This window comes from Actinokineospora sp. NPDC051303 (assembly GCF_055586285.1).
The window spans coordinates 106,293-122,075 of sequence record NZ_JBVJIN010000016.1; the positions used below are offsets into that span (position 1 = coordinate 106,293).

15 protein-coding genes are annotated in these 15,783 nt (G+C 67.9%); 3 read left to right on the forward strand and 12 right to left on the reverse strand.

The window, feature by feature from the left end; all coding sequences use genetic code 11:
• Positions 1–413 precede the first annotated feature (413 nt).
• The 12 genes from ACZ6SD_RS14960 to ACZ6SD_RS15015 form a co-directional block, all read right to left on the reverse strand.
• The gene (locus tag ACZ6SD_RS14960; RefSeq protein ID WP_465317505.1) at positions 414–1,226 is read right to left on the reverse strand and encodes a thiopeptide-type bacteriocin biosynthesis protein; all 813 of its coding nucleotides are present in this window, start codon (positions 1,224–1,226) and stop codon (positions 414–416) included.
• 22 nt (positions 1,227–1,248) lie between these two features.
• Positions 1,249–2,484 carry a lanthionine synthetase C family protein gene (locus ACZ6SD_RS14965; RefSeq protein WP_465317506.1) on the reverse strand — a complete coding sequence of 412 codons (1,236 nt, stop codon included), beginning with the start codon at positions 2,482–2,484 and terminating at the stop codon, positions 1,249–1,251.
• Positions 2,481–5,474 carry a lantibiotic dehydratase gene (locus tag ACZ6SD_RS14970; protein WP_465317507.1) on the reverse strand — a complete coding sequence of 998 codons (2,994 nt, stop codon included), beginning with the start codon at positions 5,472–5,474 and terminating at the stop codon, positions 2,481–2,483. Before ACZ6SD_RS14970 ends, ACZ6SD_RS14965 begins: the two co-directional genes overlap by 4 nt.
• 86 nt (positions 5,475–5,560) lie before the next feature.
• Complete coding sequence (locus ACZ6SD_RS14975; protein ID WP_465317508.1) at positions 5,561–5,722, reverse strand: FxLD family lanthipeptide; 162 nt, start codon at positions 5,720–5,722, stop codon at positions 5,561–5,563.
• Positions 5,723–5,782: 60 nt separating this feature from the next.
• Complete coding sequence (fxlM, locus tag ACZ6SD_RS14980) at positions 5,783–7,021, reverse strand: methyltransferase, FxLD system (protein WP_465317509.1); 1,239 nt, start codon at positions 7,019–7,021, stop codon at positions 5,783–5,785.
• Positions 7,022–7,286: 265 nt separating this feature from the next.
• On the reverse strand, positions 7,287–7,523 hold the full coding sequence (locus ACZ6SD_RS14985) for a hypothetical protein (protein WP_465317510.1): 237 nt from the start codon (positions 7,521–7,523) through the stop codon (positions 7,287–7,289).
• Between the two features lie 122 nt (positions 7,524–7,645).
• Positions 7,646–8,440 carry a helix-turn-helix domain-containing protein gene (locus ACZ6SD_RS14990; RefSeq protein ID WP_465317511.1) on the reverse strand — a complete coding sequence of 265 codons (795 nt, stop codon included), beginning with the start codon at positions 8,438–8,440 and terminating at the stop codon, positions 7,646–7,648.
• A gap of 221 nt (positions 8,441–8,661) precedes the next feature.
• A complete protein-coding gene (locus tag ACZ6SD_RS14995) occupies positions 8,662–8,949 on the reverse strand; it encodes a hypothetical protein (RefSeq protein ID WP_465317512.1) in 288 nt (95 codons plus the stop codon).
• Between the two features lie 131 nt (positions 8,950–9,080).
• Entirely contained in the window at positions 9,081–9,518 is a 438-nt protein-coding gene (locus ACZ6SD_RS15000) for an RNA polymerase-binding protein RbpA (protein WP_465317513.1), read from the reverse strand.
• A gap of 57 nt (positions 9,519–9,575) precedes the next feature.
• Positions 9,576–10,097, reverse strand: coding sequence for a hypothetical protein (locus ACZ6SD_RS15005; protein ID WP_465317514.1), 522 nt, complete (start codon positions 10,095–10,097; stop codon positions 9,576–9,578).
• Positions 10,098–10,319: 222 nt separating this feature from the next.
• The gene (locus tag ACZ6SD_RS15010) at positions 10,320–11,681 is read right to left on the reverse strand and encodes a helix-turn-helix domain-containing protein (RefSeq protein WP_465317515.1); all 1,362 of its coding nucleotides are present in this window, start codon (positions 11,679–11,681) and stop codon (positions 10,320–10,322) included.
• 432 nt (positions 11,682–12,113) lie between these two features.
• A complete protein-coding gene (locus ACZ6SD_RS15015) occupies positions 12,114–12,656 on the reverse strand; it encodes a hypothetical protein (protein WP_465317516.1) in 543 nt (180 codons plus the stop codon).
• A gap of 955 nt (positions 12,657–13,611) precedes the next feature.
• Here ACZ6SD_RS15015 and ACZ6SD_RS15020 point away from each other — a divergent pair.
• The 3 genes from ACZ6SD_RS15020 to ACZ6SD_RS15030 all read left to right on the forward strand — a co-directional run bounded on the left by ACZ6SD_RS15020 (position 13,612) and on the right by ACZ6SD_RS15030 (position 15,689).
• The gene (locus ACZ6SD_RS15020) at positions 13,612–14,469 is read left to right on the forward strand and encodes a helix-turn-helix domain-containing protein (protein WP_465317517.1); all 858 of its coding nucleotides are present in this window, start codon (positions 13,612–13,614) and stop codon (positions 14,467–14,469) included.
• 155 nt (positions 14,470–14,624) lie between these two features.
• On the forward strand, positions 14,625–15,476 hold the full coding sequence (locus tag ACZ6SD_RS15025; protein WP_465317518.1) for a helix-turn-helix domain-containing protein: 852 nt from the start codon (positions 14,625–14,627) through the stop codon (positions 15,474–15,476).
• A 27-nt stretch (positions 15,477–15,503) separates the two neighbouring features.
• Positions 15,504–15,689 (forward strand): DUF397 domain-containing protein, encoded by a 186-nt coding sequence (locus ACZ6SD_RS15030; RefSeq protein ID WP_465317519.1) that lies wholly within the window; start codon positions 15,504–15,506, stop codon positions 15,687–15,689.
• Positions 15,690–15,783: the final 94 nt, after the last annotated feature.

Consider the following 15,783-nt stretch of genomic DNA (forward strand, 5'->3'; position numbering starts at 1 on the left):
GCGGCGCGCCCCCCAGTGGTGCGACCGACCCGACCAGGTACCGCGCACACATCCGCCGAGCCGATCCGACCAGACGCCTGCGATCCACCCGGAGCGACGACTCACACCTCGTGCGATACGTGACGGCCCGGGTTCAAGGACAGGCAATCAGAGTGGTGGCTCCGTTGTACTGGCCACCGCCAGGTTTCCCTGTGGCCGTGCCGTTTCCTCGCCGGGGCCGTAATCCTTGGCCGGACGCCCGGCCGGCCGGGCGGGCCCAACGTCGGCACCGTATCCGGGCTCTTCGTACTGATATGTGAGTGAGTTTGGTCTGGTGGGGGCCACGTTGTTGCTGCTGGGACGAGGTTTCTGAGCTGTCGTCGCGGTCATCGGTCGACGGCAAGGTCGGGTTTGGGCTGGTCAAGTTTTCGGTGTCAGTCGCCGAAGATGACTTCGCGGGCTGCGGTGGCGAAAACGCTCTGGGTTTCGTATGGCAGGCCGAGTCGGTTCCAGTGGAAGATTACGTGGTGGGTGAGGATTGCGCGTAGGCCTCGGGTGAGTGTGCCGCGGCTGGCATAGTGGTTGAGCGCTTTGCCCGCGGTGTGGAATGCGGTTATCCATGTGGTGATGTCGGCGAGTTGGCCGTCCGGTGCGGTCAGTGGGCTGTGCGGGCCTGCGTCGACGGTCATCAGTCGGCGGAGTGCCGTGATGAGGGTTTGCGGTCGGTTGCTTGGTGTTTGCGGTGGTAGTGGTCGGTTCTTGGCGATGCGTGCCCAGACGTCGCCTTGTTCGTACCAGTCTTGGTCTGCCGCGCGGAGCAGGGCGGTGCAGAGCAGGATTGTGTGCTCGTGTCGGTGGTGGCCGGGTGTGGGTGGGTGGGCGAGGATGTGTTGGCTGTCGTGGTGGAAGAGTTGGTGGGCGGTGGTCATGCCGTCGGTGCCGCCGAAGGCGTGGACTTCGGGTTCGTAGATCGTGTCGGCCCAGTTGGTGATGCGGCCGTCGTTTTGTAGGTCTTTCAGTGCTTGGGTCAGGGTGTCGCGGGTTTGGTCCTTGTCGCTTGTTGGTGTGGGTAGGTAGCGCATTCGCCAGCGGGGTGCTTTGCGGATGAACCACCATGATTCGGCGATGGTGTTCATGATCGGTCGCAGGTGGTCGGCGGTGATCTGTTCGGCGTGGGTGTAGTCGGTGAACTCGACGGTGACCTGCTGCCAGGCCGGTGTGGGTTGGGTGGTGGGGGCGGTGTTCATGTGGGTTCTCCGGGTGTGGGGGTCAGGAGAGCAGCAGGCAGGAGTCCCAGTGTGATCGCGGGGGCGTGTCGGTGGCGGCGGTGTGCAGGGCGAGGGCGGCTCCGGTGCTGCCTTCGAGCAGTTGGGCGTTGCGCGGGGACCTCGCCAGTTGGTCGTGCAGCAGGGTGGCCAGTGTGGGGAGGTGGTCGGCGAGATCGCCGGTGGTGGCGTCGCGTGCGGTGCGCCAGGTGGTGTGCAGGAGTCCGGCGGCGCCGTGGCACAGGCTCGGGTCGGTGATCCGGGCGAGTTGGGCGGGGTCGGTCAGGCAGCCCAGTAGCGCGGTCTCGGCGGTGTGGCGGCGGGCGGTGTCGCCGGTGGCCAGTGCGGCGAGTTGCTGGGCGCGGGCGATGCCGGGCGTGCCGTAGCACCATGACGGCTGAGCGGGGCCTGGCTGCTCGCACCGGCCGGAGCGCGCTTCGGACACGGTGATCGTGCGCGGCCACCACGGACCGCGGGGGTGTGGCTGTTGCCAGGCGTCGAGCCAGGCCAGGATTCGGGTGATCGCGTCGGTGTGTCCGTCGACGTCGATGCCTGCGCGCAGGGCGTGCGCGAGCAGGGCGAGCGGGCCGGTGATGCCGTGCGCCATGCCGAAGTTGCCGTGCCCGCCGGGGTAGTCGGCCGGTGGTTGGCCGGTCGGACCGTGCGTGGTCCACCACCCCGGCAACTCGTCGTGGCCGGGTAGGGGTTCGGTGAGCCGGACGAGGTAGGACAGCACCTCGGCGGTCACCGGGTGCTCGGGCGCGTGCAGCAGGTGGTAGGCGCCCAGCCCGGTCAGGCCGCGGATCAGGTCGAACTCGGCCAGCATTGGGTGCTCGCCGCGGTCGATGCGGGCGTGGGCGGCCGCGAGCCGGGCCCGGGTCACCTGCTGGGTCGCGGAGTCGAGCCGGGTCAGGGCGCGCTGGTAGCCGCCGGTGGCCTCGGCCGCGGCGTGGGTGAGGAACGCCAGGGCGGGCACGCCGAAGAACAGGCACGCGCCGGGTCCGCCGTTGATGTCGCCGCGGGTGGCGGCGGTCAGCCAGGTGTTCGCGGTGGTCCAACTGTCGAGCTGGGTGAGGGCGCGTTCGATGTGCAGCAGGGCGATTCCGGCGCTGCCGCCCGCGAGCGATTGCGGTCGTGGCGTGTGGACGCCGACGTGCGTGGCGGCCGCGGTGTCGGGGTCGGCCAGACCTGCGGCGATGTCCTCGGCCACATCCGCGAGCCGGGGCTGGTGGCGGCTCATCGACGGCCCCTCGGGTGGGTGGTCTGGCTCAGGGCGGCGGCGCGGGCCAGCCGGTGGGCGATCCGCTCGGTCTCCGGGGCGATGCCGCAGGCGCGGACGCTGTGCAGGTGCAGCAGCGAGGCCAGCACCGAGTCCGACGCGGGCGCCGCGCGGTCGGCGAGGGCGTTGCGATAGACGGCCAGCGCCGTGCGTCGCGCCGCCCACGCGGCGGCGATCTGCTCGCCACTGGCCAGGCCGCGTACCGCGGCGAGATCGTCGCGCTGGTCGGCCAGGTGCAGCGCTTGGTCGTGGATCGCGCGGTCGGGCGCGGGAACCGGGTCGGTGGCGATGTGTTCGATCAGCCAGGCGTTGCCGGTGGTGTGGTCGCCGGTGAACGCGGCGGCGAGGTCGAGAAGGCTCGCGGCGGTCAGCGCCCGCACGTCGGCGGCGGGGCCGGCGGCCAGGTGCGCGCGTTGGGCGAGTGCGGCGGCGGAGTCGGCGGCGAACACCTCCTCGGCGGCGGCCATCGCGGGGCCGTGCCCGAAGCGGCCGGTTTCCGGGAGGTAGGTGTCCAGCCGCATCCTCGCGATCAGTCCGATTTGGCGCAGCCGCGCGACCCACGCGCCGAGGGCGGCGGCGACCGCGCCGAAGCGGTCGGGGGTGGTGAGCTGGATGCGCAGCCGCAGGTGGTTGTCGGGATCGCGGTAGGGCAGGAACCACCACCGCACCGGATCGTCCAGTGTGGACAGAAGCTCGGGCAGGTGGGTGGTGAGCAGGGCGGTGTGCCGGTCGGGGTGGCCGTACAGCTTGCAGAACAGCCACTTCCCCGCGCCGGGCAGGTGTCCGTCGTCCGCGGTGGTGGCGGTGATCGGTGCGGTGCGGGCGGGCAGCGGCGCCCGGGTGCGGGCCTGGGTGGACGCCAGCGGGACGACGATCTCGTGGGCGTGGTTGTCGATCCAGCCGAACGCCTCGGCGTCGGGGGCTTCGTGCAGGGTGGCGTGCCCGTCCCGGTCGAGTTGGGCGCGCAGCAGGTGCAGGTGCGCGGGCTGATCCAGGTCCAGCCGGAGGCGCTGGTCGTTGCCGCCGAGGTAGACCGCGGCGGGCGCCATCGCCGAGCCTCGCCAGCCGACTACTGCGGCTGTCCATTCTGGCCAGGGGACGTGCTTGCCGGGCAGGTCGGCCGCCGTCAGCGTCCATCGGGCGGGCGAGAGGACGGTGCGGCGGTAGGTCAGTCGGGGCAGGAACGGCAGCCGTGAGGCGATGCCCCACGTGAACGGCCCCCAGGTGGCGGTTCGGGCCGTGGTCAGCTCGCAGGCCAGCCGCAGCAGCGGGTGCGAGAAGTTGGTGAACTCCACCGCGCTGAACACCTCCGGCTCCACCGGGCGCGCCGTCGAGCGGGACCACATGGTGAACCGGTGCGCGTCGCCGACGACCACCAGGTCCTCCGGCGTCACCACCGTCTCGGAGAGGGGGCGGTGCTCGCCGATCGACAGCAGGCCGGGCAGGACCTGCGGGTGGCGGGCGAGGTTCTCGGTCTCGGTGTAGAGCGGCGGGCAGGACACCTGCACCCGCAGCGCGCCGTCGTCGACGGTCGGCAGCCCGACGTACGCGCGGGTCATCCGGTCGCGGTCGGCGTCGTCGAACAGGTCGAGGAAACGGCCCGCGGTGGTCCCGGCCGCACGGAACGCGCCTGCCACGACCACCTGGAACTCGCCCCGGTCGAGCGCGGCCCGGCTGGGCGCGTGCACCCGCACCGCAAGCTCGGTGTGCGCGGGCCATCGCGCCTGCCCGAGGTTGTCCGCCTCCAGCCCGGTGATCGCCGCGTCGTCGAGCACGACCTCGACCTGCCGGTTCATCGCCGCGGTCTGGGCCAGCCGCAACAGGGCGGTGTCCCGTTCACTCGCCCGTGCATGGGGGCGTTCCAACAGGGAATCCCGGTAGCCCGCGGGATATCCCAGGCCGATGTCGGGGTTGACCAGCTCCAGCAGCGGCACGGCCGCGCCGACGCCGTAGCGCTCCAGGAACCGGCCGTGGTAGTCCCGCCATGTCGGTGTGCCGAACGGATGCGGCGTCAACCGCGCCAGCACGCCCGCCGCCCGCGTGATCTCGGCGGCCACACAGTGGGGCAGCACGACATGGGCGTCCGCACGCAGATCAACCCCGCCGGTGCCATGGTGGTCACGCAGACGGGCGAGCAGCCTGGCCGCGGCCGGAACGTGCTCGGCGCGGACGTCGGCCAGCACGCCCAGGACGTATTCGAGGGGGTCGGTGACCGTCATCGGCGGGCGCAGGGCGGTGAGCAGAACACGCTGCTCGACCAGCTGCATCAGCATCGCCGTGATCACCGAAGCCGGTGTGTCCGGGAACTCGGCGGCGAGCCGGTCAGCAAGATCGCCCAAGCGGATCGGGGTCCGCGCCGCGTGCACGACCAGCTCCACCGACCGGGTGCGGCGGACGGACACCTCGGCCGGATCGGTGCGGGCAGCGGCCGGAGTGGGATGCTGGCGCAGGTCGATGACCAGCCGCCCGTCGCGGACCGTCGCGGTGTTGTTCACCACGACCGGCAACCGCTCGGCCAGACCTGGGCAGCGTTCCAGCTCGCCCACCAACCCGGACAGCCACACAGGGTCGATCCGGTTGGTGACGCGGTGGTCATCGCCGACCCGGACCATCGTGGCTGGTCCGAACCGGGCGGGCGCGACGCCCGCGAACAAACCGAACGGGGTGGCCCGGCTCGATGCCCGCAGCCGATAGCGCAACAGTGACACCACCGCGCCGCGCACCCGCCGAGGCCGTCGCTCGCCCCCGGCGCACACCGCGACCACACGGCGCGCCAGGTCAGGGCTCGCCGCCCGCACCGCGCGGGCGAACACCTCGTCCGCCCACGTCCGCACCAGCCAGTCGCACCACCCCGGCACGTGATCGCCGGTCAGATCCGGCCACACCAGTTCGTCCACATCGGACGGTCGGCTCGCCAGTCGGAGCACGGCCGCGTCCACGACGGTGAACACCCGCGACAACCCCCTTTCACGTGAACGACGGCCTGGCGGGCGAGACGCCCGCCAGGCCGTCATCGGGTCAACTCGCCGTTGCGCGTTCAGCAGGTGCTATTGGAGCAGGCGCTCTGGCAGGTCTGGCCGCAGTTGTCGTCGGTGTTGCGCATCAGGTCGGCCAGCACCGGCCCGGAGGCGACGATCGACACGTCGAGATCGAACTCGGCGTCCGCTGCCGCGGGCGCCTGCGTGTGCTGCAAGGTCATGGACGAATCTCCTCTGCAGGATTGGTGAATCGTGCGGATGGGACTACCTGGCCGCGAACGTCAGGACGAGACCGGCCAGGAGATCAGGACGCGTGTGTGCTTCTTGTCGATCAGGCGGCCCTCGCCGATCTCTGCGTCCGGAGTGCCCGCCGCAAAGACCTCGATCCGCGCACCGGGACCGCCCCGGTGCGCGCGGTCCCACTCGCGGATCAGCGCGACATACCGGTCGGCCACCGCGTCGGCGTCGGGACCGTGGCCGTAGACGATGAACTCGAACGACGTGCGTTCCTCCGAGGTCGCCCGCGAGGCCCGGTAGGCGAAGCTGCCACCGGCCAGGGCGGTCTTGGCGCCCATGCGGGCGGAACGTTCCACCAACCCGGACTCGATCCCGGCAGGCGTGGCCACCAGCAGCCCGAACTCGTCCAGCGCCGTGGCCAGGAACAGGTCCAGCTCATCGAACGGCTCGAACCCACCCACCTCCACGCCGGAAGCACGCACGACGCGAGGCGCGGTCAACGCCGCGCTCAGTGCCTCGGCGTCCACGGCCTGCTCGTCGTCCAGTCGCAGCGCGATGTCCTCGCCGCGCAGCGGGACCAGGCGTTCGGCGTTGGCTCCGGAGCCCTGGATCGGGACGAACCCGCACAGCTGGTAGCCCCGGCTGATCAGGTGTCCCTGTTCGCGGACCAGCGCCACGGACCGGGTCAGCCCGCGCATCCGCAGTGGAACAACGAGCACGCCGTCCTCGGTGAGTTGCTCGGTCCAGGCGGGTGGGATGTCCGCGGCCCCGGCGGTGACGATGATCCGGTCGAACGGGGCGTGCTCGGGAACGCCGCCCTCGGCGTCGACCAGCAACACCCGGACCTTCGGGTACCCGGCGTCGGCGAGGTAGCGCTGCGCGCGGCCGACCACGAACGGGTCGATGTCGACGGTGGTGACCTCGCCGCCCGCGCCGACCAGCTCGGCGACGAGCGCGGCGTTGTAGCCGCCGGAGCCGATCTCCAACACCCGCATCCCCGGCCGGATGTCGGCCTGTTCCAGCATCATCGCCTGGATACGTGGCGCCGACACCGAGCTGAGCGCGAGCCCGTTCTCGTCCCGCTTGGTGACCACGACGTCGTCGCGGTCGTAGACCTTCTCCAGCGGGGCCTCGGGCGCGAACGCCTCGCGCGGCACGGTGGCGAAGGCCCGGATCACGGCATCAGTACGCAACTCTCCCTGAGCGCGCAGCTGCTCGACCATCGCCACACGCAGCGCGGTGGCGTTCTGCCGGTTGGTGTCGTTGTCTTCTGCGGTGTTCACTCGGTCACTCTTCCAGTCGTTGGTTCGGGGCCCGCGGGTACGCGCCGATGCGTCGAAGATCATCATCCGACTGGCTGGCGGCGCTGCGTGGGATGCCGCGGTCTGGTCGGATGGTGAGACGGCAGGTCGGTTGGTCGTCTCGTGGTGTCGGGGAGTCCGGCCATCGCGCCCAGGTGCTGGTCGAACTCGCCTGATCCATTTGGGAGCGGTGAGGATCGAGTCTCGGCGAGAGCGCGGGCCTGACCACCTCGGTCTGTGGTGTGGGTCATTGCAGCCTGCGTAAGCCGACCAGCACGCGTTCGAGTATGTCGGTGTGCTCGTCGTCGGTGTGTTCTTCCAGTAGGGCCACTCGCAAGGCGGCGGCTTTCTCCGTTGCCGGGTCCGGTGGGTGGTCGGGTTCTGCCTCGTGGTGGGGCAGGTGTCCGAGGATGGGCAGGTATTCGGTCGACGGCCCGGTGGCCGTAAGGCGCGGCGGTGTCGCGGGCCGGGGCCGGTCGAGCACCGCGCCCACGGCGCCGTGGCGCCGCCCGGGGTGATGTTCCTGGTACCGGTCTGGTCCGCCGATCGGGCTGGTACCGGGAACAGTCGCCGCCCATCGCACTTGGGCGCTCGATCCACGGGTGTTCACAGTCGGGCCGCGAGGTCGTGGATGAGGGTGATGGAGTCGTCGTGGGGGAGGGCGGTTTCGGTGAGGGTGTGGAAGGCGGCGGTGCAGGCGGCGATTTCGGTGGTGCGGTGCAGGCGGGTGGCGCCCGCGATGTGTTCGACGCAGGCGATTTCGGGTTCGTGGGGGAGGGGGAGGTCGAGGATGGTGAAGGAGCCGATGAGGGCGATGGGGGGTTGGGGTCCTGGGGGGATGACTTGGATGGTGATGTTGTCGAGGTCGGCGAGCGTGGTGATGTGCCGTAGTTGGGCGGCCATGTGGGGTTGTGGCCGGGTGAGGGTGTTGTGGTCGGTGATCAGGTGAAGGTGTAGCGGCGGGTCTTCGGTGAGGCGTTGTTGGCGGCGTTGGTTGATCAGGACGGTGACGGTGCTGTGGCCTTGGGCGCGGGTGTGGTCTGGGGTGTGGAGGAGTCCGTGGAGGGCGCCGAGTTGGTAGGAGCGGACTCGGGTGGCTTGTGCTTCGAGGGGGATGTAGCCGCGGTTGTCGAGGCCGTATTCGCGCCACCAGCCGGGGGTTTTGGCTTCTTCGCGCAGGGTGACGTAGGGGTCCCATTCGTTGACGGGGATGCCGTAGAGGTCGAGCATGGCGAGCAGTTCGTGGTGGCTGGGGATCTGGAAGGTCTCCAGCCTGCTGATCTTGCGGTCGTTGAAGCTGAGTCGGTCGGCGACTTCCTCTTGGGTGAGTCCGGCTTTCTGACGTAGGTCGCGCAGGGTGTGGGCCAGGGTGCGGACGCGGAGGCTGGGATGGGTGCTCAATGGAGTTCCTGTCGGCAAGTCAACGTCAGTCAAGTAGGTCGGTCGGGTCGGTCAGGTGGTTGGTGGCGAGTGGGTGATCCGGGAATACGGCTTCACCGCGGGACGAGGTGCGGCGGTTCCGCGCCGATCGCGCGGCCTCTCGCCTGATCCGGAGAACTCGCACTGACACCAGGTCCCAGTGCGGCGAGAGGTGGTGGGGGCGGTGGTCTCGACACCCGGTGTCAGGTGGGTGTGTCCGGAAGCTGTCCGATGTGCACGACGCGTTCTGGGGTGGATGTCGCTTCCTGGTGGCGCCCGGTGTCGATCAGTGTGGTGTTGGTCCGCAGGGTGGGTATCAGGAGTTGAAAAATCGCGGTGAGTGTCCTGACGCAGGGCTCGGTCAGGTTCATGGTGGTGATCTGGCCTGATCCGGAGGCGCCGATGGTGAGTTCGAGGAGTTCCTCGTGGACCCGGTACTCAATGGGCCCGGCGAGGAGGTCGACGTTGATCGTGACTGTTTGAGACCGCATGAATGATTCCCTGGTTGTGGGCAAGGTTGTTCGCGCGACGGGATGGTGTCGCGCGGCTGTCGGGCAGGGCCATCACGGTGAAACCCGGGGCGGCGCGTTCGATCGAGTCCTCCGCGGTGTCCTCGTCAGGTTCATGTGGACGGGTGGCCCGGGTTTTGGGGGTTGAGGGCGTAGGCGTAGGTGCGGTCGCCGATGGTGACCGGCCCCAGCCTGTTGTGGCGGCTGTGGTGAACAGCGATGAGGGCTTGCTCGACCAGCGCGGTGAGCTCGGTGGGGGTGCGGCGTTCCAGCAGCATGATCAGCGGTTCTCTGGGTGGCCTCCACGCCCCTCGCCGGTCGACCACGGCGGCCGGGGCGGGGTGGTCGGTGTGGCGGTGGCCCGGTGTTCCATGCCGGGGACAGGTCCACACGGCCGGTGGGGTGGCCGTCGCCGCGAACGTGACCGCGAACTCGTGCCCACCCGCGCTGGGGCAGTTGAACCCGGTCCGGATTCGGGCGGCGGGGGCGGGATCTCCGGGATGGGCCAGCGGCGTTCGGTTTGGTCCGCTATTCGGGTTCGCGGATGGCATGGGGATGGTCGCTTTCCAGTGGAGGGTGTGGGACTTGGTGGTGTGCTGGTCGCCGCGTCACCGTTGGCGGCGGTAGTGCGCGCGGCTGGTCGCGCCGACCACGGTCGCTCGCGCGGGGAGGTCGTGGCCGGGTTCCGGTGGGGTGATCCACTGCCACCGCTGGGAATGGGCGTGGGGGCGCGGTCTTGGCAGCACCACCAAGGCCCCGGCGGTCAGCCAGTGGACGTGGGCGTGGCGGAGTTCCTCGGGCAGATCCCTGGCTGGGTCCGCTGGGGCGGCGAGGAACAGGTCCCAGCCGCTGGGGTGGTGCAGGACGGGTGCGGTGATCATCATCGGGCCCAACTGAGCGCGCACGAGCCTGCCCAGGTCCGCGGGCATGAGAAGCGCGTCGAACACGACCCCGACCGGCGCCACCAGTCGGTTCATGGCCGGGTCGAGGGCCACCGGCCACCCGAAGCGGCGGACATAGACCTCCCGATCCACCACCAACCCGGCGGCGCTCCGTTCGCGTGAGGACTCCGGCGGGGCCATGGCCGCCCCAGGAACTGGGTGGCGAGTGGTCTGGGTGGTAGTGGTCATGTTCAGACGCTCCTGTGCTCGGGTTCCGGCCCGCTAGGCAACTTTTCAGCGAGGAATCACCGGACTCCCATATGCCGCGCGGCTGGGACCTCCGGACGTCACGCGGGCCGGGGCGCTGCGGCGGGTCCGCGGTGGTGCTCAGGGTTCGGCGTCGCGTCGGTCGACGACAGGACAGGACCTTCCTTGATCATGTCCCGCCGGGTGGCCCGCCCCACCGGTGGTTCACCCTTGGGGCTGGGGTGTGGGCTGGGCCCGTGTGGCGTGTTTTCGGGTGAGGAGCTTGATGGACTGGTGCGGGTCGAGGGCCGCTGTGGCGAGGGTGTCGAACGCGCGGATGTGGGCGAGCACGTCGGTTTGGTCGTCGATCGGGAACGGCCCGGTGAGACGGTCGCCGAACGCGACGGTGGTGTGGTGCGGGCTGTCGAAGTCGAGCAGGGTGAACGAGCCGACCAGTCCGATGTGCGGTGTCCGGGTCGCGGGCAGGATCTGGACGGTGATGTGGTCCTGGGTGGCCATGGTCGCGAGGTGAGCCATCTGTTCGGCCATGTGCGGGGCCCCGGGCCGCAGGGCATGGTGGTCGACGATCACGTGCAGGCGCAGTGGTGGGTCCTCGCTCAACCGGCGCACGCGCCGCTGCCGAACCAGGGGGTCGTCGTCGTGGGTGGGCCGCAGCGCGCCGGTTTCCTCGGCGACCGCGGCGGCGTACTGGTCGGTTCGCAGCAGGGGGTGGATCAGCCCGAGGTGGAACGACCGCACCGCGTGGGCTTGGGCTTCCAGCGCCACCAGGCTCGTGTCGTGCAAACCATGCTCGCGCCACCACCCCTTCTCCCGTGCCCGCTCCCACAACGCCTCGTACTGGCCCCAGTCGCCGACCGGGATGCCGTAGAGGTCGAGCATCGCCTGGAGTTCGTGGAAGTCGGGCACCTGGAAGGTCTCCAGGCGGCTGACTTTCCGGTTCCCGAAGCGGAGTTTGTCCCCCGCTTGTTCCTGGCTCATCCCGGCCCGCTGCCGCAACTCCCGCAGAACCCGCCCCAGGACACGGGCGTGCAACCCCGGTGCCCTCGTCATCGCCTTGCCCCTTTCTGGTTCGGCGGCTGGATCGGGCAGGTCCGGCGACACCCCCGGCCCCGGCAGGGGGTCTGGGGTATCCGCGTGTTCGTCATCTGGGTCATCCGGTTCTCCCTCACTGGGTGGCTGCGCATCAACGAGCGCCGGGTCGGTGGGTGGTCGTGAAGCGGCCGTGTCGGCCGGGCGGCCGGCGTGCTTGTCGGGGTGGGGGAGGCGGGCGAGCAGATCCTCGGTGCTCACACCACACAGACACGCGAGCTCGTCGACCAGGTCGAGGGTGACCGCGAGGACCCCGTCGCTGGACGGGAAACGCTCCAGACGCCGCCGCGCCCACCGCCCCAACGGCTCCAAACCCCCATCGCGGGTGGCGAGTTCACGCAGATCCACCTCGACCGCGGGCAACCCCTCCCACAGTCCAGCGCGGGCGGCGACGTTCTCCACCACCCTGACCACCGACGCCTCATAGGCCTGGCACAACCGGAACAGCTTCACCACATCCATCCGTCGAGTGCCCATCTCATAGGTCCCCAACGCACCCGCCCCACCCAGATGCGGAAACTCCCGAGCCGCCCGAGGAATCGACAACCGCCTCCGCTTACGCGCGGCGCGGATCTCCTCACCAAGCACCCGCAACACCCTCGCGTCATCAAAATCGATCACTCATGCTCCTCAACAGCGGGAAACACCTCGGTCGGAAACACCGAGACAGGAAAAACCGCGGAAAACGACCCGACCATAGGGAACAACGCGTCGATGAAGCCCAGCGCGCACTCCGGACACAACAACAACCCACCCGGCCGCCGATCCAAAACCTCATCTACGGGCATCCGGCAAAACCCCCGTCGCGAAGGAAACGGACCCAGCAGATGAGCCCGCCCCCGGTAATACGGACTGATCCCCCAACGCGCACCCAGTCTGCTGGCGCTGTGGAAAGGGACGTTGCCCGGGTCAAGTAGCATGATCGGGTCGCCGCCGCTGCTCAAGAAATCCCAATAGGTGCCCGCCGTCGTCGGTCAACCCGACCCGGTCCCCGTCCAGCAGGACTACGAGATTGGCGGCGAGCAGCTCGTTCAGTGCCTGCCCCAGATACCCGGTAAGCGGCCGACCTCGGTCGGCGAACAGCGACTCGGTATGGCGAATCACGCCACCGTTACTGACGTGGCGCAGGACCAGAAGCCAGGTCACTTCCCGAGAGGGATACAGGGATTCGTCGCCGCCCGTGGTCCACGTCCGCAACAGCAGCTCACCCCGCCTGGTCAGACGAGCCGGACGCCACCCACCGTCCTGCTCTGGCGAGCCAAGCACGACATAGCCGTCCCGATGCAACACGAACAACGCCGAGGACAACCGCACACCCAACTCACCGACACGCGACTCCAACGCGGCAGCCGCGCCACGAGCGCCGATCTCGCCACGCTCGACCTTGCGCAACGCCCACAACAACGACGACTCCGGCAACAACTCACCCGGGCCGACCGGCGCGGCCGTCATGACCTGTCCTCGCCATACCGACAGAGAACCCATCGGACACGGTTCACGAGCACGGCGTGCGGAACTCGCTTGCCATCCACTGACTCCGGGATGCTTTGCGCCAGAAGTCTGTCACGAAGTGCTGAACCCACCCCGCAATGACGTTTCGACGCTTCGCCAACAAGGTCAGGAGGCGCCGTGTCAAGCGACACGTCGGTTGGCGCGTTCGTATTCATTGCGATCGTCCTTTCCAGACTTCATGCGAGAACCCGTACCGCCCAACACAGCGTGGGATACCGCCGCCTCGCGCAGTGCCCTACGCAACTGACCGACCTGCAACGGTTCTAGGGTCCAAGGACCTGGTCGGGACGCTTCGATAACCACCCCGCCCTGTGCCACCCCCACTCGGAGTCGAGCGCGATAGCCGTCCCGATCGCGGCACCGCACCGTCCACTCGTCAACGTCTCGTTGCCACCGCAGCCGACCCAAAATCTCCAGCAATGGCGTCCGCCCGCGCATCACAGCCTGCTCCCCAGGGGCCGGTCCGCACGACGTCGCGCGCGGGGCAGCGCGCTGGTGGGGCGTGGTCGTGCGGACCGGCCGGACGGGCATCCGACAACCGTTACGCGCCACCCCGGGGCATCGGGTGCACGCAGGCGGGGGAGGTCGAAGGATGCCAAGCCGAAGACCGAAGTCCCGGGAATGTGGCGGATGGCCAGACCGCGGACGGCTTGATCCCCGAAGGAAGAACGGCCCCGGGATGTTCCTAGAGGGGAGGGCGTCCAGTGTGCAGCCATGGCGTAGCTCCGCAGGAAGGTACTTGGGCCCGCGCCGCCAGCGGACCTGGGCAACAGGAAGGGCGGCGCGGGCTGTCGGCTTTGCCGACCCCAAGACCGTACGCCACGTACGTACGTGAGCGAATGCCCCAATCGGTGGTCTGCGTACGTACGTGGCTCACGTACGTCAGACTAGGGTCATGGTTGAGACGGATGACGAGGACCTCAGTCCAGGCTCGCTGGTGCGGAGGTGGAGACTTGGCAAGCAACTCCGTGTGCTGCGTGAAGCCGTAGGCAAATCTCAAGACGAAGCGGCTGCGTATTTGGGTGTGAAGCGTCCGACGATCAGTCGCATCGAGAACGGCAGGCACGCCATCCTGCCTAGAAATGTGCGGTTCTTGTGCCAACTTTATGAGGTTGGTGCGCCGCAAGTTGATACCTTGCTTCGTCAGGCTGAGGAGAGCAATGAGCGGGGCTGGTGGGTCAGCTATAGCGATACCATGCCCAACTGGTTTGAGAACTATGTAGGATTCGAGGCGGACGCTCGGGAGATTTGGATCTACCAGTCCGAATTTGTTCCCGGTCTACTGCAGGTGCCCAGCTACGTTCAGGAAGTCAGAAGAATATTTGGCAACGGTTCGGATGATATCGAACTGTCGAAATCTGTAGCTTTCCGTCTGGAGCGTCAGAAATGGCTGGAAGTCAACCCGCCCAGGCTGAGGGTGGTCTTGAATGAGGCGGTTCTGCGTCGACCTGTGGGCGACCATCGCGAGCAACTCGCCCATCTTATAGAAGCGTCTGAGCGTCCTTTCTTGACCTTGCAGGTTCTGTCGTTCGCGGTTGGGGCCCATCCGTGCATGAAAAGCCCTTTTTCGCTTCTGACACTGCCTAATGAGACGTCACCAAACTTCGTCTATCTCGAGCACGACAATGGGGCGATATACCTTGAGCGTCCAGCTGACATCGCCCGTTATTCTCTTGCATTTGAGCGCGTGGCCGAGTTGGCCATGTCCCCCCTGGCTAGTCGCGACTTTTTGCGCGCTGTGATGTGCGGCTAGATTGGAAAGAGCAAGCTGGGGAAACGGTGGGTGATTTTAGTGGAAGGTCGACATCTCCTGTTGTCGGAGTTTTCCCCCGGGTGGAAGACCGTCGATGTTCGGGGTCCGCAGTGCGGTGTAAGGGTCGGTATGACACGTAAGGCAGACTGTTAGGCATGGAGGAGACGGAGGACCTCAGTCCAGGCTCGCTGGTGCGGAGGTGGAGGCTCGGCAAGCAACTCCGCGAGCTGCGTGAAGCCGCAGGTAAATCCCAGGACGATGCCGCGGCGTACCTGGGTGTGAAGCGCCCGACGATCAGCCGCATCGAGAACGGCAGACACGCCATCCTGCCCAAAAACGTGCGCTTCTTGTGTCAACTGTATGAGGTGGGCGCTCCACGCGTGGATACCCTCATTCGCCAAGCTGAGGAGAGCAACGAGCGTGGTTGGTGGGTGAGCTACAGCGACACGATGCCTAACTGGTTCGAGACCTACATTGGGTTCGAGGCGGACGCTCGGGAGATTTGGATCTACCAGTCCGAGTTTGTTCCTGGGCTCCTTCAGGTACCCAGCTACGTCCGAGCGGTGAGAGCCGTATATCGTGATGACCTAGATGAGACCGAGTTGGAAAAGTCTGTCGCGTTCCGTTTGGAAAGGCAGAAGCGTCTGGAGGTTAAGCCCCCTAAATTGCGGGTTGTGCTGAATGAGGCTGTCCTGAGAAGGCATGTTGGTGACTGGTCTCAGCAACTCTCCCATCTCATCGAAGTCAGCAAACGTCCATTCCTGACCCTCCAGGTCTTGCCGTTTGAGGCAGGGCCGCATCCCTGTATGAAGAGTCCGTTTTCTCTGTTGACGTTGCCGGATGAGCCCGCACCAAACTTCGTCTACCTCGAACACGAAGACGGTGCCATCTACCTGGAACGCCCGGCTGATCTCGCCCGGTACTCGACCGCGTTCGAGCGCGCGGCCGGGATGGCCTTGTCGACCGAAGACACCCGACAGCTGCTAGCTAACATGGTAGGCGGCTAGACCTGGGCGAACAGGAAGGATGCGAGGATGGATGTGACGCAGGCGAGGTGGCGTAAGAGCACCTTTAGCGGCGGTGACAACGGCGACTGTGTTGAGCTGGCTCACACGCTCGACGCAGTCCGGGACAGTAAGAACACGGCTGGCCCCACGCTTGTCAATGTTGGGATTGACCGCCTTGTTGCCGCGATCAAGGACGGATTGATCGCGCGCTGATCTTTGTTCAGTCGAGTGCTGCGGCAGGTGCCCTTGGGCTGCTTTTGAATGGTGACGCCTGACACCTCCGTCGACCTGCCCCCGCCCGACCTGA

Excerpts from the sequence above, each read along its gene's own strand:
- ACZ6SD_RS14960 (WP_465317505.1), bottom strand. The coding sequence starts at position 1,226 with ATGAACACCGCCCCCACCACCCAACCCACACCGGCCTGGCAGCAGGTC.
- ACZ6SD_RS14965 (WP_465317506.1), bottom strand. The coding sequence starts at position 2,484 with ATGAGCCGCCACCAGCCCCGGCTCGCGGATGTGGCCGAGGACATCGCC.
- ACZ6SD_RS14975 (WP_465317508.1), bottom strand. The coding sequence starts at position 5,722 with ATGACCTTGCAGCACACGCAGGCGCCCGCGGCAGCGGACGCCGAGTTC.
- ACZ6SD_RS14995 (WP_465317512.1), bottom strand. The coding sequence starts at position 8,949 with ATGCGGTCTCAAACAGTCACGATCAACGTCGACCTCCTCGCCGGGCCC.
- ACZ6SD_RS15000 (WP_465317513.1), bottom strand. The coding sequence starts at position 9,518 with ATGCCATCCGCGAACCCGAATAGCGGACCAAACCGAACGCCGCTGGCC.
- ACZ6SD_RS15005 (WP_465317514.1), bottom strand. The coding sequence starts at position 10,097 with ATGACCACTACCACCCAGACCACTCGCCACCCAGTTCCTGGGGCGGCC.
- ACZ6SD_RS15010 (WP_465317515.1), bottom strand. The coding sequence starts at position 11,681 with ATGGGCACTCGACGGATGGATGTGGTGAAGCTGTTCCGGTTGTGCCAG.
- ACZ6SD_RS15015 (WP_465317516.1), bottom strand. The coding sequence starts at position 12,656 with ATGACGGCCGCGCCGGTCGGCCCGGGTGAGTTGTTGCCGGAGTCGTCG.
- ACZ6SD_RS15020 (WP_465317517.1), top strand. The coding sequence starts at position 13,612 with ATGGTTGAGACGGATGACGAGGACCTCAGTCCAGGCTCGCTGGTGCGG.
- ACZ6SD_RS15025 (WP_465317518.1), top strand. The coding sequence starts at position 14,625 with ATGGAGGAGACGGAGGACCTCAGTCCAGGCTCGCTGGTGCGGAGGTGG.
- ACZ6SD_RS15030 (WP_465317519.1), top strand. The coding sequence starts at position 15,504 with ATGGATGTGACGCAGGCGAGGTGGCGTAAGAGCACCTTTAGCGGCGGT.